This is a genomic window from Pseudomonas asgharzadehiana (assembly GCF_019139815.1).
Lineage (GTDB): Bacteria > Pseudomonadota > Gammaproteobacteria > Pseudomonadales > Pseudomonadaceae > Aquipseudomonas > Aquipseudomonas asgharzadehiana.
This window is the reverse complement of record NZ_CP077079.1, coordinates 4229010-4251161: the sequence shown is the minus strand read 5'-3', so window position 1 is coordinate 4251161 and position 22152 is coordinate 4229010. Positions and strand designations below refer to the sequence as shown.

The 22152-nt window shown below is 58.6% G+C and carries 29 protein-coding genes; 18 read left to right on the top strand and 11 right to left on the bottom strand.

Features of this window, described 5'->3' with window-relative positions; genetic code table 11:
• Nucleotides 1-7: 7 nt before the first annotated feature.
• Nucleotides 8-622, top strand: coding sequence for a pyroglutamyl-peptidase I (gene pcp, locus KSS96_RS19195; RefSeq protein WP_017531153.1), 615 nt, complete (start codon nucleotides 8-10; stop codon nucleotides 620-622).
• Nucleotides 623-685: 63 nt separating this feature from the next.
• Nucleotides 686-1132 (top strand): anti-virulence regulator CigR family protein, encoded by a 447-nt coding sequence (locus KSS96_RS19190; RefSeq protein ID WP_217855214.1) that lies wholly within the window; start codon nucleotides 686-688, stop codon nucleotides 1130-1132.
• Here the strand turns inward: KSS96_RS19190 and KSS96_RS19185 are convergent.
• Genes KSS96_RS19185 through KSS96_RS19175 form a run of 3 tightly spaced genes read right to left on the bottom strand, consistent with a single transcriptional unit; the run spans nucleotide 1102 to nucleotide 3506 of the window.
• Nucleotides 1102-2544, bottom strand: coding sequence for a heavy metal sensor histidine kinase (locus KSS96_RS19185; protein ID WP_217855212.1), 1443 nt, complete (start codon nucleotides 2542-2544; stop codon nucleotides 1102-1104). The two genes, KSS96_RS19190 and KSS96_RS19185, sit on opposite strands and share 31 nt — an antisense overlap.
• Nucleotides 2541-3212 carry a heavy metal response regulator transcription factor gene (locus KSS96_RS19180; RefSeq protein ID WP_065877645.1) on the bottom strand — a complete coding sequence of 224 codons (672 nt, stop codon included), beginning with the start codon at nucleotides 3210-3212 and terminating at the stop codon, nucleotides 2541-2543. The genes KSS96_RS19185 and KSS96_RS19180 overlap by 4 nt, the downstream gene beginning before the upstream one ends.
• A gap of 42 nt (nucleotides 3213-3254) precedes the next feature.
• Nucleotides 3255-3506, bottom strand: coding sequence for a DUF2790 domain-containing protein (locus KSS96_RS19175; protein ID WP_017531149.1), 252 nt, complete (start codon nucleotides 3504-3506; stop codon nucleotides 3255-3257).
• A gap of 205 nt (nucleotides 3507-3711) precedes the next feature.
• Here KSS96_RS19175 and KSS96_RS19170 point away from each other — a divergent pair, with 205 nt between their 5' ends.
• A complete protein-coding gene (locus KSS96_RS19170; RefSeq protein WP_017531148.1) occupies nucleotides 3712-4389 on the top strand; it encodes an HAD-IA family hydrolase in 678 nt (225 codons plus the stop codon).
• Between the two features lie 20 nt (nucleotides 4390-4409).
• Here KSS96_RS19170 and KSS96_RS19165 read toward each other — a convergent pair whose 3' ends face one another.
• Together KSS96_RS19165 and csrA are read right to left on the bottom strand one after the other, a co-directional pair.
• Nucleotides 4410-4664: a hypothetical protein gene (locus KSS96_RS19165; RefSeq protein ID WP_065877643.1), complete on the bottom strand. Its 255-nt coding sequence runs from the start codon at nucleotides 4662-4664 to the stop codon at nucleotides 4410-4412.
• 211 nt (nucleotides 4665-4875) lie between these two features.
• Nucleotides 4876-5070, bottom strand: a complete 195-nt coding sequence (gene csrA, locus KSS96_RS19160; protein WP_003192511.1) for a carbon storage regulator CsrA — start codon at nucleotides 5068-5070, stop codon at nucleotides 4876-4878.
• A 263-nt stretch (nucleotides 5071-5333) separates the two neighbouring features.
• On the opposite strand from csrA, the gene KSS96_RS19155 reads away from it, so the two are divergent.
• Complete coding sequence (locus KSS96_RS19155) at nucleotides 5334-5699, top strand: SPOR domain-containing protein (RefSeq protein ID WP_017531146.1); 366 nt, start codon at nucleotides 5334-5336, stop codon at nucleotides 5697-5699.
• A 31-nt stretch (nucleotides 5700-5730) separates the two neighbouring features.
• Here the strand turns inward: KSS96_RS19155 and KSS96_RS19150 are convergent, their stop codons facing one another.
• From KSS96_RS19150 to KSS96_RS19140, 3 genes are all read right to left on the bottom strand, one after another.
• On the bottom strand, nucleotides 5731-6420 hold the full coding sequence (locus tag KSS96_RS19150; RefSeq protein WP_017531145.1) for an endonuclease: 690 nt from the start codon (nucleotides 6418-6420) through the stop codon (nucleotides 5731-5733).
• Between the two features lie 4 nt (nucleotides 6421-6424).
• The gene (locus KSS96_RS19145; RefSeq protein ID WP_017531144.1) at nucleotides 6425-6676 is read right to left on the bottom strand and encodes a DUF1654 domain-containing protein; all 252 of its coding nucleotides are present in this window, start codon (nucleotides 6674-6676) and stop codon (nucleotides 6425-6427) included.
• Nucleotides 6677-6865: 189 nt separating this feature from the next.
• On the bottom strand, nucleotides 6866-7954 hold the full coding sequence (locus KSS96_RS19140) for an asparaginase (protein WP_017528197.1): 1089 nt from the start codon (nucleotides 7952-7954) through the stop codon (nucleotides 6866-6868).
• A 551-nt stretch (nucleotides 7955-8505) separates the two neighbouring features.
• On the opposite strand from KSS96_RS19140, the gene KSS96_RS19135 reads away from it, so the two are divergent.
• The 7 genes from KSS96_RS19135 to KSS96_RS19105 are packed head-to-tail and all read left to right on the top strand — an operon-like array spanning nucleotide 8506 to nucleotide 15474.
• Nucleotides 8506-9465, top strand: a complete 960-nt coding sequence (locus tag KSS96_RS19135; RefSeq protein ID WP_017528198.1) for a sugar ABC transporter substrate-binding protein — start codon at nucleotides 8506-8508, stop codon at nucleotides 9463-9465.
• A 57-nt stretch (nucleotides 9466-9522) separates the two neighbouring features.
• On the top strand, nucleotides 9523-11076 hold the full coding sequence (locus KSS96_RS19130) for a sugar ABC transporter ATP-binding protein (RefSeq protein ID WP_065877641.1): 1554 nt from the start codon (nucleotides 9523-9525) through the stop codon (nucleotides 11074-11076).
• The gene (locus tag KSS96_RS19125) at nucleotides 11073-12050 is read left to right on the top strand and encodes an ABC transporter permease (protein ID WP_017528200.1); all 978 of its coding nucleotides are present in this window, start codon (nucleotides 11073-11075) and stop codon (nucleotides 12048-12050) included. Before KSS96_RS19130 ends, KSS96_RS19125 begins: the two co-directional genes overlap by 4 nt.
• 3 nt (nucleotides 12051-12053) lie before the next feature.
• The gene (locus tag KSS96_RS19120; protein ID WP_017528201.1) at nucleotides 12054-13076 is read left to right on the top strand and encodes a LacI family DNA-binding transcriptional regulator; all 1023 of its coding nucleotides are present in this window, start codon (nucleotides 12054-12056) and stop codon (nucleotides 13074-13076) included.
• A gap of 23 nt (nucleotides 13077-13099) precedes the next feature.
• The gene (rbsK, locus tag KSS96_RS19115; protein ID WP_065877638.1) at nucleotides 13100-14017 is read left to right on the top strand and encodes a ribokinase; all 918 of its coding nucleotides are present in this window, start codon (nucleotides 13100-13102) and stop codon (nucleotides 14015-14017) included.
• Complete coding sequence (gene rbsD, locus KSS96_RS19110; RefSeq protein WP_017528203.1) at nucleotides 14014-14418, top strand: D-ribose pyranase; 405 nt, start codon at nucleotides 14014-14016, stop codon at nucleotides 14416-14418. The genes rbsK and rbsD overlap by 4 nt, the downstream gene beginning before the upstream one ends.
• 27 nt (nucleotides 14419-14445) lie before the next feature.
• Nucleotides 14446-15474: a nucleoside hydrolase gene (locus KSS96_RS19105; RefSeq protein ID WP_065877636.1), complete on the top strand. Its 1029-nt coding sequence runs from the start codon at nucleotides 14446-14448 to the stop codon at nucleotides 15472-15474.
• A 33-nt stretch (nucleotides 15475-15507) separates the two neighbouring features.
• Here the strand turns inward: KSS96_RS19105 and KSS96_RS19100 are convergent, their stop codons facing one another.
• Nucleotides 15508-15720 carry a hypothetical protein gene (locus KSS96_RS19100; protein WP_017528205.1) on the bottom strand — a complete coding sequence of 71 codons (213 nt, stop codon included), beginning with the start codon at nucleotides 15718-15720 and terminating at the stop codon, nucleotides 15508-15510.
• 170 nt (nucleotides 15721-15890) lie between these two features.
• Here KSS96_RS19100 and KSS96_RS19095 point away from each other — a divergent pair, with 170 nt between their 5' ends.
• Both KSS96_RS19095 and KSS96_RS19090 read left to right on the top strand, forming a co-directional pair.
• Nucleotides 15891-16196, top strand: coding sequence for a hypothetical protein (locus KSS96_RS19095; protein WP_017528206.1), 306 nt, complete (start codon nucleotides 15891-15893; stop codon nucleotides 16194-16196).
• 144 nt (nucleotides 16197-16340) lie between these two features.
• Nucleotides 16341-16661 (top strand): I78 family peptidase inhibitor, encoded by a 321-nt coding sequence (locus tag KSS96_RS19090; protein ID WP_017528207.1) that lies wholly within the window; start codon nucleotides 16341-16343, stop codon nucleotides 16659-16661.
• Nucleotides 16662-16734: 73 nt separating this feature from the next.
• Here the strand turns inward: KSS96_RS19090 and KSS96_RS19085 are convergent, their stop codons facing one another.
• Together KSS96_RS19085 and KSS96_RS19080 are read right to left on the bottom strand one after the other, a co-directional pair.
• Complete coding sequence (locus KSS96_RS19085) at nucleotides 16735-16947, bottom strand: cold-shock protein (RefSeq protein ID WP_003179963.1); 213 nt, start codon at nucleotides 16945-16947, stop codon at nucleotides 16735-16737.
• Nucleotides 16948-17236: 289 nt separating this feature from the next.
• Nucleotides 17237-17551, bottom strand: a complete 315-nt coding sequence (locus tag KSS96_RS19080) for a hypothetical protein (RefSeq protein ID WP_017528208.1) — start codon at nucleotides 17549-17551, stop codon at nucleotides 17237-17239.
• 356 nt (nucleotides 17552-17907) lie between these two features.
• Between KSS96_RS19080 and thrS the strand changes: the two genes are divergently transcribed.
• The 5 genes from thrS to pheS all read left to right on the top strand — a co-directional run bounded on the left by thrS (nucleotide 17908) and on the right by pheS (nucleotide 22149).
• Nucleotides 17908-19830, top strand: a complete 1923-nt coding sequence (gene thrS / locus KSS96_RS19075; protein WP_068935350.1) for a threonine--tRNA ligase — start codon at nucleotides 17908-17910, stop codon at nucleotides 19828-19830.
• Nucleotides 19830-20381, top strand: coding sequence for a translation initiation factor IF-3 (gene infC / locus KSS96_RS19070; RefSeq protein ID WP_169850653.1), 552 nt, complete (start codon nucleotides 19830-19832; stop codon nucleotides 20379-20381). The genes thrS and infC overlap by 1 nt, the downstream gene beginning before the upstream one ends.
• A gap of 60 nt (nucleotides 20382-20441) precedes the next feature.
• Nucleotides 20442-20636 carry a 50S ribosomal protein L35 gene (rpmI, locus tag KSS96_RS19065; protein ID WP_002553160.1) on the top strand — a complete coding sequence of 65 codons (195 nt, stop codon included), beginning with the start codon at nucleotides 20442-20444 and terminating at the stop codon, nucleotides 20634-20636.
• Nucleotides 20637-20666: 30 nt separating this feature from the next.
• Entirely contained in the window at nucleotides 20667-21023 is a 357-nt protein-coding gene (gene rplT, locus KSS96_RS19060; RefSeq protein WP_005789679.1) for a 50S ribosomal protein L20, read from the top strand.
• Nucleotides 21024-21132: 109 nt separating this feature from the next.
• Complete coding sequence (gene pheS / locus KSS96_RS19055) at nucleotides 21133-22149, top strand: phenylalanine--tRNA ligase subunit alpha (RefSeq protein ID WP_003234250.1); 1017 nt, start codon at nucleotides 21133-21135, stop codon at nucleotides 22147-22149.
• Nucleotides 22150-22152: the final 3 nt, after the last annotated feature.

Below are 22152 nucleotides of genomic sequence, written 5' to 3'. Positions count from 1 at the left end.
GGCCGGGATGCGAACGGTATTGCTGACGGGCTTCGAGCCCTTTGACCAAGACTCGGTGAACCCGTCCTGGGAGGCTGCGCGCCGACTGGATGGTTTTAAAATCGACGAACAGGTGACAATCGTCGCGCGTAGGTTGCCCTGCGCGTTCACCACCGCGGGCGAATGCCTGGTGAAGCTGATCGAGGAGTTGCGTCCGGCAATGGTGATTGCCACAGGCCTGGCAACCGGGCGCAGCGAGATATCCATCGAGCGGGTAGCGATCAATATCAACGACGCGCGCATCCCCGATAACCTGGGTGAGCAGCCCGTCGACACGGCGGTTGTGGCCGGTGGTCCGGCGGCTTATTTCTCGACGCTGCCGATCAAGGCCATGGTCAGGGCGGTGCGCGAGGCGGGCATTGCGGCGTCGGTGTCGCAGACGGCGGGGACCTTTGTCTGCAATCAGGTGTTCTACCGTTTGCAACATGTGCTGACGGGCTCAGAGGTGCGCAGTGGGTTTATCCATGTGCCCAGTCAATCGTCGATGGCGTTGCCTACCTTGGTAGATGGGCTGCGTAGCGCAGTGTCGGCGGCGTGGAACACGCCGGTGGATGTGGTCGAAGGTGGCGGCCAGGTGAGTTGACGTGGCGCATTACTCATCAACTTCAACTACAGTTCAATCACGTCCCGGCCTTGGATTATCGTCATGATCAAATCGTTGAAGGTCGTGTCTGTTGCGCTGTCGATTGTGCTGTTTGCCGGGAGCGGCATGGCGCTGGCTGATCCAGGCAATGGCAAGGGGCAAGGTAACAATAAAGGCAATAGCCAAGGCGGGCAGGGCCATGACAAGCCCAAAGGCAAAGGTGGGTCGAGCAGCCACGGCCCTAGTGTTGATCGCGGCAGCGTGCTGAATGTGTTGGGGGGGTATCGCGACTACTGGAGCCCGGGGCCGTCTTTACCGCCGGGTATCCAGAAGAACCTGGCGCGCGGCAAGCCGCTGCCACCGGGTATTGCCAAAAAACTCGATGGCCGTTTATTGGGCCAGTTGCCCCGTTACGACGGGTATGAGTGGCAGCAGGCGGGCACCGACCTGATATTGGTGGCTGTCGCGACAGGCATTATCTACGAAGTGCTCAATGGCGCCTTTGATTGAGCCGATGCTTCCTGTGCTTTACGCCCAGGGAAAAACAGCTCGAAACGCGTCATGCCTTCGTCGCTGCTGACGCTGTAGCGGCCGTTATGCAACTGCATGATGGTCGCCACAATGGACAGGCCCAACCCGTTGGAGTGGGCCGACCGTTCCCTGGATTCGTCCACCCGGTAAAACCGCTCGAACAGCCGCGATAAATGCTCGGCGGGGATGGTTTCACCCTGGTTGTTGACGCACAACTGAATGCCTTCAGCGTTTGGAACCGCCTGGATCACCAGTTCGGAGTTCGGCGCCCCGTATTTGATGGCGTTGGCGCACAAATTTGCCAGGGCCCGACGCAGCAGCATCGGTTCAGCCCAGATCACACCTTTCCCTTCGGCGCGAATATTGATGTTTACGTCGCTCGCCAAGCCTTCAAAGTAATCGGCGATGCGTTGCACTTCATCGGCTGCGCTGAGTTCCTGGCGTTGGCGCAGGGCGCTGGCCGGGTCGGTGCGCGCCAGAAACAACATGTTGTCGAGCATTCGCGCCAGGCGCTCCAGCTCCTCGACGTTGGAGGCCAGGAGTTGCTGGTAGTTTTCGATGCTGCGCGGCTGTTGCAGGGCGACCTGGGTTTCCCCCAGCAGGTTGTTGATTGGCGTGCGCAGTTCGTGGGCCATGTCGGTGGCCACCTGCCCCAGTTGCACAAAGCCCTTGGCCAGGCGCTCCAGCATGGTATTGAACGAGTCAATCATCGGCAGCAGTTCTTTCGGCGCGCCGTGGCTGTCGAGGCGTTCTGCGAGGTTGCCTACGCCAATATTCTCGGCATGTCGTGCCAGGCGCCTCAACGGCAGCAGGCCGCGATACACCAGTAGATAGCCTGCCAGCGCGAGAATAACTGCAGCGATACTCGCCAGGATATAAACGCTGAGCCGGTAGCTGGCGAGCATGGCGGTGCGCTCGGTCATCAGGCGCCCGCTGGTAACTTGCAGGCTGCCCAGGTCGCCGGAGTCGATGGAGGCGGCGAGAGTGGAGAAGGGCACGCCATTCAGGCCTGGCAGATGCTGCACATCGCTTAGCGCAAGCACGTGATCCTTGGGCACCGGTTTGATTGTCGGCAAGTCTATATTGGCGGGGTTTACCAGTAGCAGCGGCGCTTGGCCGGGCGCGGCGATGCTCAGCACTGATTCACGGTTGCCCAACATGTTCTGGAACAATTCCGGCTTGGTCTTGATCAGGTCCAGCGTGTTGCTGTCATTGAGCAAGTTGCGCAACTGGTCCACACGGGAGATCAACTGGGCGTCGTCGCGGCGGATCAACTCGCGCTCCAGCTCGCGATACAACGCCACCCCCAGTGTTGCCAGCAGGGCGAAGGCGAGCAGCGCGAAAATCAGCGCCAGGCGCAGGGTCAGTGAATAATGCCGACGAGTGCTCATGGCTGGGTATCGAAGCGGTAGCCGATGCCCCGCACGCTGTGGATCAACTTGAGCGGGAACGGGTCGTCGACTTTAAGGCGCAGGCGCCGCACGGCGACGTCCACCACGTTCGTGTCGCTGTCGAAGTTCATGTCCCAGACCCTGGAGGCGATCAGAGAACGTGAGAGCACTTGGTCCTGGTGGGTGGCGAACAGGTGCAACAATGCGAACTCCTTGTTGGTCAGGGTAATGCGCGTGCCGGCGCGGGTGACGCGACGCTTGAGCACATCGATTTGCAGATCGGCGATGTGCAGTTGCTCTTCTTCACGGATCGGGCCGCGACGGGTCAGGGTGCGTAGGCGCGCCACCAGTTCGGCGAAGGAAAACGGCTTGATCAGGTAATCATCGGCGCCCAGTTCCAGGCCTTTGATGCGGTCGGCAATATCATCGCGCGCCGTCAGGAAAAGTACCGGCGTGTCGGTTTCCTTGCGCAGGCGGCGCAGCACTTCCCAACCGTCCATTTTCGGCATCATCACATCCAGCACGATCACGTCGAACGGCGTTTCCAGGGCCAGGTGCAGGCCGTCCACGCCATCCCGGGCGAGGCTTACGGAGTAGCCCAATTCCTGCAAGCCATTGAGCAGGTAGTTGCCGGCCTTGGGTTCGTCTTCGACTACGAGGATGTTCATGGGAGATGCCCTGATTCAATACGTGGCGCCAGTGTAGCCCGATCAATTGTCACTGGCGCAGCCGGTGCCCTGGACCTGATAGTCGAGCACGTGTTCGCGGCCCTGGTGGTCGAGGTAGTCGAGCCGGGCGGGGACGATGCCGCACTGGCCGTTGGTGTCGCTGCTCGACAGCACTTTGGCCACGTCCAGATGCACGAAAAAGCCGGTCTTGTCGTGGATAACAGTGTTCTGGTCAGCAGCAAATACCGGGCCGGTGGCCAACAGCGCGGCAATGGCGAGGGTTAACAGTTTCATGGCGGTCTCTCGTTTAAAAAGGGGGGCTGCCAGGTCATGGCAGTGCGCTCACGGTAACCAGTGCACCCGAACAGCCGGCCAACAGGATGATGACAAGTTCGTAATGATTGGCGGCGCGACACACCCGCAGCGTTTACAAGTCGTGGGGTGATCCGTAGATTGCATCGGGCCGATTATTCGTTTCAGCTCACGAGGAAGCTCCGCAGTGTCCATCCGAGGTTCAGCCGTCTTTGCCCGCCGTTACCGCGCTTTCCTGTTCGATATGGATGGAACCCTGCTCAACTCCATCGCCGCCGCCGAGCGAGTGTGGAGCATCTGGGCTGAACGCCATGGGTTGGATGTGGCGGCGTTCCTGAAGACCATTCATGGTGCCCGCGCAATCGATACCATCACGCGCCAGGCCCTGCCCGGCGTGGATCCTGAAGTTGAGGCGCAATGGATTACCGAGGCTGAAATCAAGGATGTGCGGGGCGTCGTGGCGATTCCCGGGGCCATCGAATTTTTAAAGCGCTTGCCCGCTGATCAGTGGGCGTTGGTGACCTCTGCGCCCCGGAAGCTGGCACTACGTCGGCTCGAAGCGGCGGGGATCGCGGCGCCGGCAGCGCTGGTTACCGCCGAAGACGTGGCTATCGGCAAGCCGAACCCCGCTTGTTATGTGTTGGGTGCGCAACGCTTGGGGGTGTCGGTGCAAGATTGCCTGGTATTTGAAGACGCTGCGGTGGGCATTCGAGCCGGGGAGGCAGCGGGGGCGGATGTGATGGTCGTGACGTCGACGCACTCTGTGCCTATGGTCACGCGTCATCCGTCGATTGAGGGGTATGGGCAGTTGCAGGTGCAGCGCGACGCCGATGGCTTGCTGCGTTTGCAACACACGACGGGCTGACGCAAAAAGGCCGAGCCGCGTTATCGGGCTCGGCCTGCTTTTTTTGGCCCGGGCCGCTGGCACAGCTTACGCTGCACGGCCTTCTGGATGGGCTTGAGGCAGAATATGAACAAATAGCCGCACAGCAGCAATGCCAGGTCCAGCGGCGAGCGCGCGGCGCCTGTGCCTTCTACTTCGAGCCTCAGGCCATACTCCAAACCGACAAATACCAGCCCTATCAGCAGGGTGATCACCCAGGATCTGGGGAGAAATGGCTGCACGGCAGTGGGCCTCATCGACGCGCGCCAGAATGCGCACGAGTGGCAGGATGTCAGTCAGGGGATTCGGCCGTAGAGCGCGCGACAAGTTCCGGGCGTGAAGACAGTTTCATCTTGGGGCGCGGATGAAATAAAGGGCGCTGCGAACCGCGCAACACAAACAAGGACAGTCCGGAGGGGTTTTCGCCAGCCGTTACAGTGAACGAAAGGGCTGGCTACTGAGGGCGCTTCAAGGCGTCTGGTTTTTGTCCGGAGCGGTCAGGCCAGCCTGGATGCGCTGATAGATTTCCTCGCGATGCACGGCAACATCCTTGGGTGCGTTGATGCCGATTCGTACTTGCTGGCCGCTGACGCCCAGGATGGTGATAGTAATGTCATCACCGATGTTTATGCTTTCACCGACTTTGCGGGTGAGTATAAGCATGGACTTCTCCTTGATTACTTTTAAGGACACATGTTTCAGACAGGGCTGGTGTCGGATGTATGTAGCTTACTGCTAAGCGCGTCCCTGTGACTGCCTCTTTTAGGACGCATAGAGGCGGCATTAATTCCCGTGGCGGCATCATACAGGTCTGGGATACATCATTCGCATTGTTTAAGCCAACGTTTATGACGGCCAGAATAGACAGTGAATGATAAAGTCGCCTCTTTATCCGTTGAAGGAGCAGGGTAGTGCGTAAAGTAGCGATGGCAATGGCGGTGTTGGCATTGGCCGGATGCGGTGAGGGCAAGCCTGTCGATGCCCCCAAGGCCAAGCCCGCCGCGACCGAAAGCCAGCCACAAACCGGCGCAATTGCCGCCCAGGAATGGGACCTGCGGGTAGGGCCGCCTGATCATAAGTTGCAGGCAATCACCGACCTGACCGCCTGGTTGCTCGAACACGGTTTCAACTTCTATATCGTGAAGGTCGACGGCAAGGATGAGGTTTTGCTGGGCCCATTCGCCACCAGGGCCGAGGCCGAGGCCAAGCAGACGCTGCTGAACGAAAAAATGGCCCGCGCCAAGAAAAACGACACCGTCTCCGAAATTATCGAGCACAAGGCCGCGCAGTAACAGGCCGATTGGGCGGCGGCGCCGCCCATGTTCAACCGCAGGCTTTAAGGTTCACCGGGCCGACAAATTCATTGCCGCGCCCCATCACACACGCCACGGTCTGATTACGCTGGCGCTCCCAGGCTTGTACCGGGTAGGTCTTGTTCCAGGCCTCATACAGCTGGCGATCCTGTTTCGACAGGCGCAAGCCATACTGTTTGCTCATGTAGAAATACGTGCGCGCAATCATCCCGCGAATGGACGGGCGCGGCATGACCTTCTTGGCCTTGAAGTCCACCTGGGTCAGACAGGAGCCGTACTGCCCGCTTTGCACCGGCAGCCAGCCAAAACTAAAATTGTTACGGTCACCGTTGACCTCGCCGATGCTCGGCACCAGGTTGTGCAAGTCGGCTTCGGCGCGCTTGAACACATTGTCATTGCGCGTGCAGTTCTTGCGCCCACCGTTCTGCCAGCATTGGCGCTGGTGCCCGATTTGCCAGGCCGGAACAATATGCTCCCACTCGATGCGCGCGGCGCGGCTGGCGTTCTTGCGGGGGATATAACCGCAGGCCTTCAGGTCCACGCGGTTGCCGGTGTATTTGCAGCCGCAATAGAACTCGGTGGACTGCGGCGAATAGAGCTTCCAGGCGACTTTCTTGGCTTCGCTGAAGGTTCGGGGCGCCTGCGCGTGGGCGGTAATGGCAAAAAACAGGCAGCACAGAGCAATAAAACGGGCACTCATCGAATCAATCTTCCTTCGGCACAACCCAGAAAATCTGCACGCCGCCATCGTCGCGATAAGCGAGGGTAACGTTGTCGTTCTCTGCAATTTCCTCCAGCAAACGCTGCCACTCATCCTCGGGCTCGTCCGGTAGACGGAAAATCAACGCGGCCTTGGCTTTTTGGGCGTTGGTGGAGTTGATGATCTTTTGCACACGAATAGCCAGGCGCTCATAGGCATCAGGCGGGGTAGGCGCTGCGGAAGAGGACTTTGCCACGGGGTATTCCTTAATAAGCTGTACGCACATACAGTATTTAACTGCGGGCGATTTCGCAACTACTTAAAACTCAAGAAGTTCGTCTGACAGCGAATTGGGAGGCTTGGCGTAGGACGCAGAGTGGGATAGGGCGGGAAGCGAGGAAGGTAGAGGCGGGCATGCCCGCCTCTACAGAGGTGTCAGCGCGAATCAATACTCCCAGAACATCCGTTGCAGCTCTTTGCTGTCCTGGGTCTTGGTCAGGGCGACCATTGCCAGAATCCGCGCTTTCTGCGGGTTCAGGTCAAGGGCTGCAACCCAGTCGTATTTGTCGTCTGGCTGTTCGGCATTGCGCAGCACCATGCCGCCGGCATTTACGTGGGAAGAGCGAATGATCTGCACGCCTTGCTTGCGCAGTTCCACCAGGGCAGGGACGACTTTGGACGACACCGAACCATTACCGGTACCGGCGTGGATGATGGCTTTGGCGCCAGCCTGGGCCAGGGCCTTGTAGGCGGTGTCGCTCACGTTGCCGTAGCCGTAGGCGATTTCGACATCGGGCAGGCTCTTGATGTTCTTGATGTCGAATTCCGAATCCATGGTGTGACGCTTGGCCGGCAGGCGGAACCAGTAGGATTTGCCTTCAACTACCATGCCCAATGGGCCCCATGGGCTTTTGAACGCTTCGGTCTTGATGTTGATCATCTTGCTGACGTCGCGACCCGATTGGATCTCGTCGTTCATGGTCACCAGCACGCCTTTACCGCGCGCGTCCTTGCTGCCGGCTACGGCCACGGCGTTGTACAGGTTGAGCATGCCGTCGGCCGACATGGCGGTGCCCGGGCGCATGGAGCCGACCACCACGATAGGCTTGTCGGTTTTTTCCACCAGGTTCAGGAAGTAGGCGGTCTCTTCCAGGGTGTCGGTACCGTGGGTGATCACGATGCCATCAACGTCTTTGCTGTCGGCCAGTTCGGCGACGCGGCGACCCAGTTGCAGCAGGTTTTCGTTGTTGATGCTTTCGGATGCAATTTGCATCACTTGTTCGCCGCGCACGTTGGCGATCTGGCTCAGTTCAGGCACACCGGCGATCAACTGCTCGATACCGACTTTGGCCGCCTGGTAGGTGGCGCTATTGGCCGCACTGGCGCCAGCGCCGGCAATGGTGCCGCCGGTAGCGAGGATCACTACGTTGGACAGTTTGGTCTTGGCTTCAACTTCCTTTGCCTGGGCGGCAACGGGGAACAGCAGCAGAAGGGCTAATGCGCCCGGGACAAAGTTCTTCAATGCAGATTTCATTATTTTTCTCTCTGGTTTTTGATGAGTGCTGTAGCCGGTTCATCTAGAACACCCGGGCGGTGCTGAATGCCACGAGGCGCCTGTTAGGAGCAGGATCTGTACCAGGCTGATGGTATTTATGAATATAAATTAACTATTTGATATGTAAGGATTTTCAGTGTTTTCAACAGGCTTCTGGCCGAACCGTCGTCCGGCTTTCCGAACAACCTGAAGTGTCGCGTTCGGTTGTCCGAAAAATATGACAAAAAAATCCTGGAAGGCTCGAAAAAAACGGCGTTTCAGAAAATCATGGCGAGCGCTGGCTGTTTAAGGGGGGGCCAGCACGGGGCGCCAAGGCAGGCGCCAGAGGCCTTGCATGAAAGGCAGTGTTCTACCGTTGACAAATCTCGACAAGGTTCGCATAGTTTGAATAACGCAAACGTTTGCGAGATGTTTCGCTGGATGCTCCCTGAGCCCTGTGATCACTCGTACCAGCCTCCCGGGTGGGGGGCTGCCGAAGCGTCTTTCGGTGCAAGCGTTGCTCACAATAATCATAAGATCGGAGTGAACCCATGAAGCTGCCATTCGCTGCACGTCTTCTTGCTGTCGCTGTGCTTGCTGCCGCATCCGCCGCTTTACCTCTTTCCTCGGCATTCGCCGATGACACCGCCGCCAAGCCCAAGGTCGGCCTGGTGATGAAATCCCTCGCCAACGAATTTTTCGTGACCATGCAGGACGGTGCCAAGGCGTACCAGAAAGAGCACGCCGCCGATTTCGACATGATCACCAACGGCATCAAGAACGAGACCGATACCAGCGCGCAGATCGACATCGTCAACCAGATGATCCTCGCCAAGGTCAACGCCATCGTCATCGCGCCTGCCGACTCCAAGGCGCTGGTCACGGTGCTGAAGAAAGCCTCCGATGCGGGTATCAAGGTGGTTAACATCGACAACCGCCTGGACCCGGACGTACTGAAAAGCAAAAAACTCGAGATCCCTTTTGTCGGTCCGGACAACCGCAAAGGCTCCAAGCTGGTGGGCGATTATCTGGCCAAGCAACTGGCGGCAGGTGACAAGGTCGGCATCATCGAAGGGGTTCCGACCACCACCAACGCCCAGCAGCGCACCGCAGGCTACAAGGATGCGATGGACGCGGCCGGCATGAAGATCGTCTCTACCCAGTCCGGTAACTGGGAAATCGACCAGGGCCAGAAAGTTGCCTCGGCCATGCTCAGCGAATACCCGGACCTCAAGGCCTTGTTGGCGGGTAACGACAACATGGCGCTGGGCGCTGTCTCCGCCGTGCGTGCGGCGGGCAAGGCGGGCAAAGTGCTGGTGGTGGGCTACGACAACATCGAAGCCATCAAGCCAATGCTGCAGGACGGCCGCGTGCTGGCCACCGCCGACCAGGCGGCTGCGCAACAAGCCGTATTCGGTATCCAGAACGCGCTTAAGTTGGTCAAGGGTGAGAAAGTCGATGCCAACGACGGCGTGATCGAAACCCCGGTCGAACTCGTCATCAAGCAGTAATCCTGGCAGCACCCAACAGCGTCCGCTCGCCCTGAGCGGACGCCTGGAGATTTTCCTATGTCATCTTCCGCCCCGAACGCTGTCCTCTCGGTCAGCGGTATCGGTAAAACCTATGCCCAGCCGGTTCTCTCTGACATCACCCTCACGCTTAACCGCGGGGAAGTGCTGGCGCTGACCGGTGAGAACGGCGCAGGCAAAAGCACCTTGTCGAAGATCATCGGCGGGCTGGTCACGCCGACTACCGGGCACATGCAATTCAATGGCCAGGACTATCATCCGGCTAGCCGTACCCAGGCCGAAGCGCTAGGCGTGCGTATGGTCATGCAGGAACTCAACCTGTTACCGACCCTGACCGTTGCCGAAAACCTGTTCCTGGATAACTTGCCCAGCCACTGTGGCTGGATCAGCCGTAAGCAACTGCGCAAGGCCGCGATCGAGGCCATGGCCCAGGTCGGCCTGGATGCCATCGACCCGGACACTCTGGTCGGCAGCCTGGGCATCGGCCACCAGCAGATGGTCGAGATTGCCCGCAACCTGATCGGCGACTGCCATGTGCTGATCCTCGACGAACCCACGGCGATGCTTACTGCCCGTGAAGTCGAAATGCTATTTGAGCAAATCACCCGTCTGCAGGCCCGGGGCGTGGCGATCATTTATATTTCGCACCGGCTCGAAGAGCTGGCCCGTGTCGCCCAGCGCATTGCGGTACTGCGTGACGGCAAGCTGGTCTGCGTTGAGCCGATGGCCAACTACAACAGCGAGCAACTGGTGACCTTGATGGTCGGTCGCGAGCTGGGTGAGCACATCGACCTGGGCCCCCGCACGATTGGCGGCCCGGCCCTGACGGTCAAAGGCTTGAGCCGCTCGGATAAAGTCCAAGACGTGTCCTTTGAAGTGCGTGCCGGTGAGATCTATGGCATCTCCGGCCTGATTGGCGCGGGCCGTACGGAGTTACTGCGCCTGATCTTCGGTGCCGACCTGGCGGACAGCGGCACCGTGGCCCTGGGGCCTGCGGCCGAGGTGGTGAGCATTCGCTCGCCGGTGGATGCAGTAGGGCATGGCATCGCCTTGATCACCGAGGACCGTAAAGGTGAAGGCCTGCTGCTCACCCAATCCATCAGCGCCAATATCGCCCTGGGCAATATGCCGGAAATTTCCGGCGGCGGCGTGGTGAACAGTCGCGATGAAACGGCCCTGGCCAAGCGTCAGATCGACGCCATGCGCATCCGCAGCTCCAGCCCGGCGCAATTGGTGTCGGAACTGTCGGGCGGCAACCAGCAGAAAGTCGTGATCGGCCGCTGGCTGGAGCGTGACTGCTCGGTGATGCTGTTCGACGAGCCCACTCGCGGCATCGACGTCGGGGCCAAGTTCGACATTTATGCCTTGCTCGGCGAGCTGACCCGCCGGGGCAAAGCGCTGGTGGTGGTGTCCAGTGACCTGCGTGAGCTCATGCTGATCTGTGATCGCATCGGCGTGCTGTCCGCCGGGCGCCTGATCGAAACCTTCGAGCGCGACAGCTGGACCCAGGACGAATTGCTCGCCGCCGCGTTTGCCGGCTATCAGAAACGTGATGCGCTGCTCAACGAAGCCGCGCCTAGGAATACCCCATGAAAACCACAACATCCCCCGGCAAAACCGGCGGCAACTTCTACGGCCTGGGTACTTACCTGGGGTTGGCGGGCGCTTTACTCGCGATGATCGCGCTGTTTTCGGTGCTCAGCGATCACTTCCTGTCCTATGACACCTTCAGCACCCTGGCCAACCAGATCCCGGATCTGATGGTACTGGCGGTGGGCATGACCTTTATTCTGATTATCGGCGGGATTGACCTGTCGGTGGGCTCGGTGCTGGCGCTGGCGGCGTCGGCGGTCAGCGTGGCGATTCTTGGCTGGGGTTGGAGCGTGTTGCCGGCTGCTGTGCTTGGCATGGGCTGCGCCGCGTTGGCCGGCACCATCACTGGGTCGATCACCGTGGCCTGGCGAATTCCGTCGTTTATCGTATCCCTGGGCGTGCTGGAAATGGCGCGGGGCGTGGCGTACCAGATGACCGGTTCGCGCACGGCGTATATCGGTGATTCGTTTGCCTGGCTGTCCAACCCGATTGCCTTCGGTATTTCGCCATCGTTCATCATCGCCTTGCTGGTGATCATCGTCGCCCAGTTGGTACTCACCCGCACGGTGTTTGGTCGTTACCTGATCGGCATCGGCACCAACGAGGAAGCCGTGCGCCTGGCGGGGATCAACCCCAAGCCATACAAGATCCTGGTGTTCAGCCTGATGGGCCTGCTGGCCGGCGTGGCAGCGTTGTTCCAGATATCGCGCCTGGAAGCGGCGGACCCGAATGCCGGTTCCGGCCTGGAGCTGCAAGTGATTGCGGCGGTGGTGATCGGCGGCACCAGCCTGATGGGCGGACGCGGTTCGGTGATCAGCACGTTCTTTGGGGTGTTGATTATTTCGGTATTGGCCGCTGGCTTGGCGCAGATCGGTGCTACAGAACCTACCAAGCGCATCATCACCGGTGCGGTGATCGTGATTGCGGTGGTCCTCGACACGTACCGCAGCCGACGCGCCAGTCGGCGGGGCTGAACCATGGCAACGATCAAGGATGTGGCGGCGCTTGCAGGTATTTCCTACACCACGGTGTCCCATGTGGTGAACAAGACGCGCCCTGTTAGCGAGCCGGTACGGGTCAAGGTCGAGGCAGCTATCAAGCAGCTCGACTACGTGCCCAGCGCCGTCGCGCGCTCGCTCAAGGCCAAGACCACAGCCACCATCGGCTTGCTGGTGCCCAATAGTCTCAACCCGTATTTTGCCGAGCTGGCGCGAGGTATTGAGGATTACTGCGAGCGTAATGGTTACTGCGTGATCCTGTGCAACTCCGATGACAACGCTGAAAAACAACGCAGCTATTTACGGGTGTTGCTGGAGAAGCGCATCGACGGCTTGATCGTCACCTCGGTGGGTGGCGATGACAGCGGATTGGCCGCAGGCTTGAGTGCGGTGCGCACGCCGATGGTGATTGTCGACCGCGCGCTGGATGGTATCGATGTCGATCTGGTGCGTATCGATCACGAGGAGGGCGCTTATTTGGCGACCCGGCATTTGCTCGAGTTGGGCCATCGTGACATCGCCTGCATTGGCGGCCCGGCGCATACCCGTGTGGCGCAGATGCGTCTGGCGGGGTATCACCGTGCGCTGCGGGAAGCGGGCGTGGAGGTGGCGGCCAATCGCACCCGGGAGAGCGACTTCACCAGTACGGGCGGTTACACCGCCGCCGTTGAGTTGCTGGCGGAGAACCCGCCCAGTGCGATTTTTGCCAGCAACGATATGATTGGTTTCGGCGTGTTACGTGCGGCAGCGGAGCGTAATATCCGCGTGCCCGGCGAGCTGTCGGTCATTGGCTTTGATGACATTCAAATGAGCCGCTACGTATACCCGGCGCTGACGACGGTCGGGCAGTCGATCCTGCACCTTGGCGAGACCGCAGCCGAGCTTTTACTGCGACGAATTGCAACCCCCCAATTGCCGATCGATCAACGCGTCGTAACGCCGAGCATCGTGTTGCGTGAGTCGACGGCCCCCGTCGCCGGTGTGTTTGCCCAATACCGTTGAACCGAATTGATGAGTACTGATGTATGCCAGCAAAAGTAGTGGTAGTAGGCAGCCTGAATATGGACCTGGTCACCCGTGCCAGTCGGCTGCCCCGTGCCGGTGAAACCCTGATTGGCCGCACATTCTCCACCGTTTCCGGTGGCAAGGGCGCCAACCAGGCCGTGGCCTCGGCACGATTGGGCGCCGAGGTGGCGATGATTGGCTGTGTCGGCACCGATGCCTACGGCGCTGAGCTGCGTGGCGCGTTGCTGGTGGAAGGTATCGATTGCCAGGCCGTGAGCACCGTGAATGGCTCCAGCGGCGTGGCGTTGATCGTGGTGGATGACAGCAGCCAGAACGCAATTGTGATTGTCGCCGGCAGCAACGGTGAGCTGACCCCGGCGTCATTGCAGGCCGCTGAGGCGGTGTTGCAGGCTGGCGATGTGATCATCTGCCAGCTTGAGGTGCCGATGGCTACCGTCGGATATGCCCTCAGGCGTGGCCGTGAGTTAAACAAGGTGGTGATCCTGAATCCGGCGCCGGCCAGTGGTCCGTTGCCGGCTGAATGGTACGCGTCGGTCGACTACCTGATTCCCAACGAAAGTGAAGCCAGCGCACTCAGCGGCGTGACGGTGGATTCCATCGACAGCGCCAAGCTGGCTGCCACAAAACTGATCGAGGCGGGGGCGGGTAAAGTCATTATTACCTTGGGCGGTGAGGGCGCCTTGTTTGCCGATGGCAACGGCTTTGAGCATCTTGCGGCACCCAAGGTCAAGGCGGTGGATACCACCGCCGCCGGCGACACGTTCGTCGGTGGTTTTGCTGCCGCGTTGGCCGACGGTAAAAGCGAAGCCGAGGCCATTCGTTTCGGTCAGGTTGCGGCAGCGCTGTCGGTTACTCGCGCCGGTGCGCAACCCTCCATTCCCACGCTGCATGACGTTCAAGGTTTTGTGCCCTCATGAAAAAGACTCCTCTGCTCAATATCGCCCTGTCGCGGGTGATTGCATCCCTGGGCCACGGCGACATCCTGGTGATCGGCGATGCCGGCTTGCCGGTCCCTCCGGGTGTTGAATTGATCGATCTGGCGCTGACCCAGGGCATTCCCGACTTCATCAGCACCTTGCGCGTCGTGCTCAGCGAGATGCAGGTGGAAAGCCATGTACTGGCCGAAGAAATCCTGCTCAAGCAGCCGCCGGCGCTGACCGAGCTGAACACCCTGACCGAACAGGCCGCCCTTGGCGCACGACGCCTGGTCAGTCATGAGGCGTTCAAGCAACTGAGCCAAAAGGCACGTGCGGTTGTGCGTACCGGCGAATGCCAGCCTTATTGCAATATCGCGCTGGTGTCCGGCGTCACGTTCTAGAGTTCCCCAACGACAAGGAGTGTTTTTATGCAACGTGGTCTCCCAACCCTGAGAAATCTGTTTCGGAGTGTCCTGCTTTTGTCCGCGCTCACAGCAGCAAGCGCCCATGCGGCGGAAAAAATCGATCTGATCATCGATACCGACCCAGGCGCCGACGATGTGGTGGCCTTGCTCTTCGCCATGGCGTCCCCGCAAGAGCTGAACATTCGCGCATTGACCACCGTCGCCGGCAACGTGCGTCTGGACAAGACCTCCCGTAACGCGCGTCTGGCCCGCGAGTGGGCGGGGCGCGAGGACATCCCGGTGTACGCCGGTGCTCCGGCGCCGCTACTGCGCAAACCGATCTATGCCGAGAACATTCACGGCAAGGAAGGCATTTCCGGTGTCACCGTGCATGAACCAAAAAAAGGCCTGGCGGACGGCAATGCCGTTGACTACCTGATCAAGACCCTTCGTGCGGCCAAACCTCACAGCATCACGATTGCCATGCTCGGCCCGCAGACCAACCTTGCGCTGGCATTGACCCAGGACCCGGAAATCACCCAAGGCATCAAGGAAGTGGTGGTGATGGGCGGCGCGCACTTCAATGGCGGCAATATCACGCCGGTCGCGGAGTTCAATCTGTTTGCCGACCCGGTGGCGGCGGAGATTGTGCTCAAGAGTGGCGTGAAGCTGACTTACCTGCCGTTGGACGTGACCCACAAAGTGCTGACCAGCGAGGCGCGCTTGAAGACGATCGCCGAGATCAACAACAACGCGAGCAAGATCGTTGGGGATATTCTCAATGAGTACGTCAAAGGCGATATGGAGCACTACGGCATTCCTGGCGGCCCGGTGCACGACGCCACTGTCGTTGCCTACCTGCTCAAGCCTTCGCTGTTCAGCGGGCGCGAGGTCAACGTGGTGGTAGACAGCAGAGAAGGCCCGACCTTCGGTCAGACCATCGTCGATTGGTACGACGGCCTGAAACAGCCGAAGAACGCGTTCTGGGTTGAAAGCGGCGATGCCCAAGGCTTCTTCGATCTGCTGACCGAGCGCCTGGCGCGCCTGAAGTAAAGCGTTTGCCGGTCGACGCGCGTCGCCCGGCGTTTATTCGCGCTCGACGCTGCCCACGCCCATATGATCGGCTGGGTATTTCTCGAATACCTGGCCGATGAAGGCTTGGGCCGCTTGGGTGCCCAGCTCCTTGACCAGCAGGTCGATGCCGATGATTGCCAATTCCTCTGGGCTGCCGGGGCTGTAGGAACTCTGTCCCAGGGGCCACTTGGCTTTGATGTCGGCTTGGAGCGTTACGGTGGTCATGGAAATCTCACGGGCTTGAAATACTGGGCAATGCGCTGGAACGCGGTTCCAGCGGGCGCAGTTAAGCACTTTGCGCCGCGTTTGGCACTGCTACTTAGGCATGAAGCGTTTCCGAATGAGGCCGGCGCTATGCGACACTGTCCTTCTGTTTAATTGCCGGGGAACACCGCGTGCAAATCGATTTGAACACCCCCGAGAACCTGACCCTGGAAAGCGTGCGTCAACTGCTCGCCAGTGCCAGCGACGATCAACATACTCAATTGCGCGTCACCAAGGCGGGTATTGCCTACATCTCTTGCGGAACAGTGGGGGGTACTGATATCGACGGGCTGTTGTTTCGTCTGGAGACCTGGGCCAAGGGCTCCGGCTATGTCGGTAATGTGGCTGCCAGCGATGAAGTCTGGGTCATGCAGATTTTCAACGCCCTCAAGCAGAATTGGCCAAAACCGCCGTTCGACTATATCGATATCTACTGATCACGTTCATATCCGGTCACGATTGACCGGGCGAATGCCTGCGCAGACTCAGGCAGACTTGGCCATCGGCGGTTTACGTCTTGAAACCAATCCGCCATACCGCTGTCGCACGATCTCTGTCCATTTTTAACCATAGGAGGCTTCATGCCTTGGAAGCTCGCATCATTCGGTACTTTGTTGGCAGCACTCGCGTTGGCGGGTTGCAGCACCCCGGGTGCCTCTGAGCCAGGCAAAGATGCCGCCGTGACCGATGCCGGTCATAGCCGCTGTGAGTCGAAGGCCGCCGAATTCACCATCGGCCAGAAAGCCTCGCCCCAGTTGCTGGAACAGGCCCGTACCCGTGCCGGTGCGCAGAATGCGCGGATCCTCAAGCCCAACGACATGATCACGCTGGAATACCGTTCCGACCGCCTTAACCTCAATACCGATGACAATCTGGTGATCACGCGGGTCAACTGCGGCTGATCGAGCTCGGGCTTTTGTTGCACCCATAAAAAACCCCGTCACATGGACGGGGTTTTTTTGATCAGCGCAGAAATTACTCTGGGCGAACCTGTGCAGCTTGCATACCCTTTTGGCCTTTCTCAGCCACGAAGGAAACGGTTTGGCCTTCTTTCAGGCTTTTGAAACCGTCGCTTTCGATAGCTTTGAAGTGTACGAACAGGTCGTCACCGCCACCTTGAGGAGTGATGAAGCCGAAGCCTTTTTCATCGTTGAACCATTTAACGGTGCCGGTTTGGCGATTAGACATGGTGTATCTCCAAGAAACATATATTTTCAGTAGTGCTGTGCTGCTCAGGCCAACTGGGCACACCGGGCTATCATAGTCGAAATGTTCGGCTTGGGAGCCCCCCCAAGGCACTGTTTGCTAATCAATAGCGTTGCGTTTGGCATCTTTGTTGGCTGAAAGCCCCGATCTACGGGGCTTTCGCACGAAATATCAGTTGGTAAAAAAAGCCGTAAAAGCTGCGTAATTTGTGAGAAATAGCAGTTTTTTGGCTGTTTTTACTGCGCAAAATCCCGCTGGTCATGGGGCGTTGTTACTTTTTCTTCACCACTTTGCAGGACGAAATAGCCGCGACTGCTTTGTTTTTGAGCTGCGGGCTGGCGTTCTGGTTGGTCATGAGTTCCTTGATTTCGGCAGTGCTCAATTCCGCGTTGATCTTGTCGGCGCCGCATTCGCAATGGGCTTTGGCGGTTTTGACGTCCACGTTCTGGCTGGCGGCGGCACTGCAATCGCTGACGAAGCTGTCGCGGGCACCGGCAGGCCAGTTCGACGGGGCCGCAGCTTGTGCGCCGAGGGAAAGGAGGGTCAGGGAAGCGGCTAGAGCGAGGGTAGAGGTAAAACGCATCATGAGGATGCTCCTTTGGGTCGAGGACGAACGGCGATTCTCAGTGGGTTTGAGGCCTTGCGTACAGCCCAAGTTCATTTTTGCCGCTATTTTGTCTTTACCCGAAGGCGGGCCGGCGCGATGACCGTCCATCTGTGCTAGCATCGTCGCCCTGGCTCTTACGGGCGCGCCATTTGCCGCCTTGCCATGTTCTTTTTTAGCTCACTCCAGTCACTCTGGTTCGATTATCGGTTGGCCGAAAGGCTCCTGCCGCTGTAAGGCAGGCGTTCATCCTTGAACGGCCTGGTATTGGATCTTGTACTGGCTCATCCCAACCCACGTGACCTTTGGTAGGGGTCACCACTAGGAGAGGAGGCGCCATGCCAACTATTACTCTTCCCGATGGCAGTCAACGTTCATTCGATCATGCGGTTTCCGTAGCCGAGGTCGCCGCATCCATTGGTGCCGGCCTGGCCAAGGCCACCGTGGCCGGCAAGGTCGACGGCAAGCTGGTCGATGCCAGTGACCTGATCACCGCCGACGCCAGCCTGCAAATCATCACGCCCAAGGATCAAGAGGGGCTGGAGATCATTCGCCACTCTTGCGCGCACCTGATTGGCCATGCGGTCAAGCAGTTGTACCCGACCGCGAAGATGGTGATCGGCCCGGTTATTGAAGATGGCTTCTATTACGACATCGCCTACGAGCGTCCTTTTACGCCGGACGACCTGGCCGCCATCGAGCAGCGCATGCATGCGCTGATCGAAAAAGATTACGACGTCATCAAGAAAGTCACCCCGCGCGCCGAAGTGATCGACGTGTTCACCGCCCGTGGCGAGGACTACAAGCTGCGTCTGGTGGAAGACATGCCGGATGAGCAGGCCATGGGTCTGTACTACCACGAAGAATATGTCGACATGTGCCGTGGCCCGCATGTGCCGAATACGCGCTTCCTCAAGTCGTTCAAGCTGACCAAGCTGTCCGGTGCCTACTGGCGCGGCGACGCGAAGAACGAGCAATTGCAACGTATCTACGGCACCGCCTGGGCTGACAAGAAACAGCTGGCCGCCTACATCCAGCGCATTGAAGAAGCCGAAAAACGCGACCACCGCAAGATCGGCAAGCGCCTGAACCTGTTCCACCTCCAGGAAGAAGCGCCGGGCATGGTGTTTTGGCACCCCAACGGCTGGACTCTTTACCAAGTGCTTGAGCAGTACATGCGCAAGGTACAGCGCGAAAATGGCTACCTGGAGATCAAGACTCCACAGGTCGTTGACCGCAGCCTGTGGGAGAAATCCGGGCATTGGGCCAACTACGCCGACAACATGTTCACCACCCAGTCGGAAAACCGCGATTACGCCATCAAGCCGATGAACTGCCCTTGCCACGTGCAGGTGTTCAATCAAGGCCTGAAGAGCTACCGCGAGTTGCCGATGCGCCTTGCCGAGTTCGGTGCTTGCCACCGTAATGAGCCATCCGGTGCGCTGCACGGCATCATGCGCGTGCGCGGCTTCACCCAGGACGATGCGCATATCTTCTGCACCGAAGAGCAGATGCAGGCCGAGTCCGCCGCGTTCATCAAGCTGACCATGGACGTTTATCGCGATTTCGGTTTTACCGAAGTCGAAATGAAACTGTCCACTCGTCCGGAAAAACGCGTCGGCTCCGACGAGCTGTGGGATCGCGCCGAGGCGGCCTTGGCCGCTGCGCTGGACAGCGCGGGGCTTGCGTACGACCTACAGCCGGGCGAGGGCGCCTTCTATGGTCCCAAGATCGAGTTCTCGCTGAAAGATTGCCTTGGCCGCGTCTGGCAGTGTGGTACCCTGCAGCTCGATTTTAACCTGCCGATCCGTCTGGGAGCCGAATATGTCTCCGAAGACAACAGCCGTAAACACCCGGTTATGCTGCACCGGGCGATCCTTGGCTCGTTCGAACGGTTCGTCGGTATCCTGATCGAGCACTACGAGGGTGCATTCCCTGCGTGGCTGGCTCCGACCCAGGCAGTGATCATGAATATCACTGATAAACAGGCAGATTTTGCCGCTGAGGTTGAAAAAACTCTCAACGAAAGCGGATTTCGTGCCAAGTCCGACTTGAGAAATGAAAAGATCGGCTTTAAAATCCGCGAGCATACTTTGCTCAAGGTTCCCTATCTTTTGGTTATCGGAGATCGGGAAGTCGAGATGCAGACTGTCGCTGTGCGTACTCGTGAAGGTGCTGACCTGGGCTCGATGCCCGTCGCCCAGTTCGCTGAGTTCCTCGCGCAAGCGGTTTCCCGGCGTGGTCGCCCAGATTCGGAGTAATTATTATTAAGCGTGAAATGAGACAAGATAAACGAGCTGCACCGAAAGCCCCGATCAACGAGAATATCTCGGCACGCGAGGTTCGGTTAATTGGCGCTGACGGCGAGCAGATTGGCATCGTCTCGATTGATGAAGCGCTTCGTATCGCTGAAGAGTCCAAATTGGACCTGGTGGAAATCTCCGCCGACGCAGTCCCGCCTGTTTGCCGGGTGATGGACTACGGCAAGTCGATCTTCGAAAAGAAGAAGCAGATTGCTGCGGCGAAGAAGAACCAGAAGCAGATTCAAGTAAAAGAAATCAAGTTTCGTCCAGGGACGGAGGAAGGGGATTACCAGGTAAAACTGCGCAACCTGGTACGTTTCCTGAGTGATGGGGACAGGGCCAAGGTATCCTTGCGATTCCGCGGCCGTGAGATGGCCCACCAGGAGCTGGGGATGGAACTCCTCAAGCGGGTTGAAGCTGACCTGCTCGAGTACGGTTCGGTCGAACAGCATCCTAAGATGGAAGGACGCCAACTGATCATGGTCATCGCCCCGAAAAAGAAGAAGTAATCAACAGGGCACGGCAGGCCTTCTGATTATGTTTATCAACTGAATGCGGAGTATCCGAACATGCCAAAGATGAAGACTAAAAGTGGTGCTGCTAAGCGGTTTCTGAAAACTGCTAACGGTATCAAGCACAAGCACGCTTTCAAGAGCCACATCCTGACCAAAATGTCGACCAAGCGTAAGCGTCAACTGCGCGGTAGCAGCTTGCTGCATCCGTCTGACGTGGCAAAAGTCGAGCGCATGCTGCGCCTTCGTTAATTTTTGGATCAAGAATAGAGGAAGTAACTCATGGCTCGTGTAAAGCGTGGCGTCATTGCCCGTAAGCGTCACAAAAAAATTCTGAAACTTGCTAAAGGCTACTACGGCGCGCGTTCACGCGTATTCCGTGTTGCCAAGCAAGCGGTAATCAAGGCTGGCCAATACGCCTACCGTGACCGTCGTCAGAAAAAACGTCAGTTCCGCGCTCTGTGGATCGCTCGTATCAACGCTGGTGCACGTGTTAACGGTCTGTCCTACAGCCGTTTCATCGCTGGCCTGAAAAAAGCGTCCATCGAAATCGACCGTAAGGTTCTGGCTGAACTGGCCGTGAACGAAAAAGCGGTGTTTGCTGCGATTGTCGAGAAAGCTAAAGCCTCCTTGGCTTAAGTACCCCCGACAGTCACCTTGGGTTACTCCTGTACCCCAAGGTGGTAAACGTCATAAATAGGGGAAGAGCCTTCAAGCTCTTCCCCTATTTTGTATCTGGAGTCTGTACATGGAAAACCTGGACGCGCTCGTTGCCCAAGCTCTTGAGGCTGTGCATAGCGCTGAAGATATCAATGCCCTGGAGCAAATCCGGGTTCACTACCTTGGCAAAAAAGGTGAATTGACTCAGGTGATGAAGACCCTGGGGAATTTGCCGGCTGAAGAGCGTCCGCAAGTTGGTGCGCTGATCAACGTTGCCAAGGAGCGTGTCACAGAGGTTCTCAATGCGCGCAAGGCGTCGCTGGAGGAGGCCGACCTTGCGGCCAAACTCGCCGCCGAATCCATTGATGTCACCCTGCCTGGCCGTGGTCAGGCCTCAGGCGGTCTGCACCCGATTACCCGGACTCTGGAACGTATCGAGCAGTTCTTCACCCATATCGGCTACGGCATTGCCGAAGGTCCTGAGGTCGAAGACGACTATCACAACTTCGAGGCGCTCAACATCCCAGGCCATCACCCGGCCCGGTCGATGCACGACACCTTCTATTTCAACGCGAACATGTTGCTGCGCACCCATACCTCGCCGGTACAAGTGCGCACCATGGAAGCGAACAAACCGCCGATCCGCATCGTCTGCCCAGGCCGCGTGTATCGTAGCGACTCCGATATCACCCACTCGCCAATGTTCCACCAGGTCGAAGGCTTGCTCGTTGATCGCGATATCAATTTCGCTGATCTCAAGGGCACCATCGAAGAGTTCCTGCGGGTGTTCTTCGAGAAAGAACTGGCGGTACGTTTCCGTCCCTCGTTCTTTCCGTTCACCGAACCGTCCGCTGAAGTCGACATGGAATGCGTAATGTGCAGCGGCAAAGGCTGCCGTGTCTGCAAGCAGACCGGCTGGCTGGAAGTGATGGGTTGCGGGATGGTTCACCCTAACGTGCTGCGTATGTCCGGTATCGATCCGGAAGAGTTCTCGGGCTTTGCCTTCGGCATGGGCGTTGAGCGTCTGGCCATGCTGCGTTACGGCGTGAACGACTTGCGTCTGTTCTTCGACAACGACTTGCGGTTCCTCGCGCAATTTCGCTAGTCG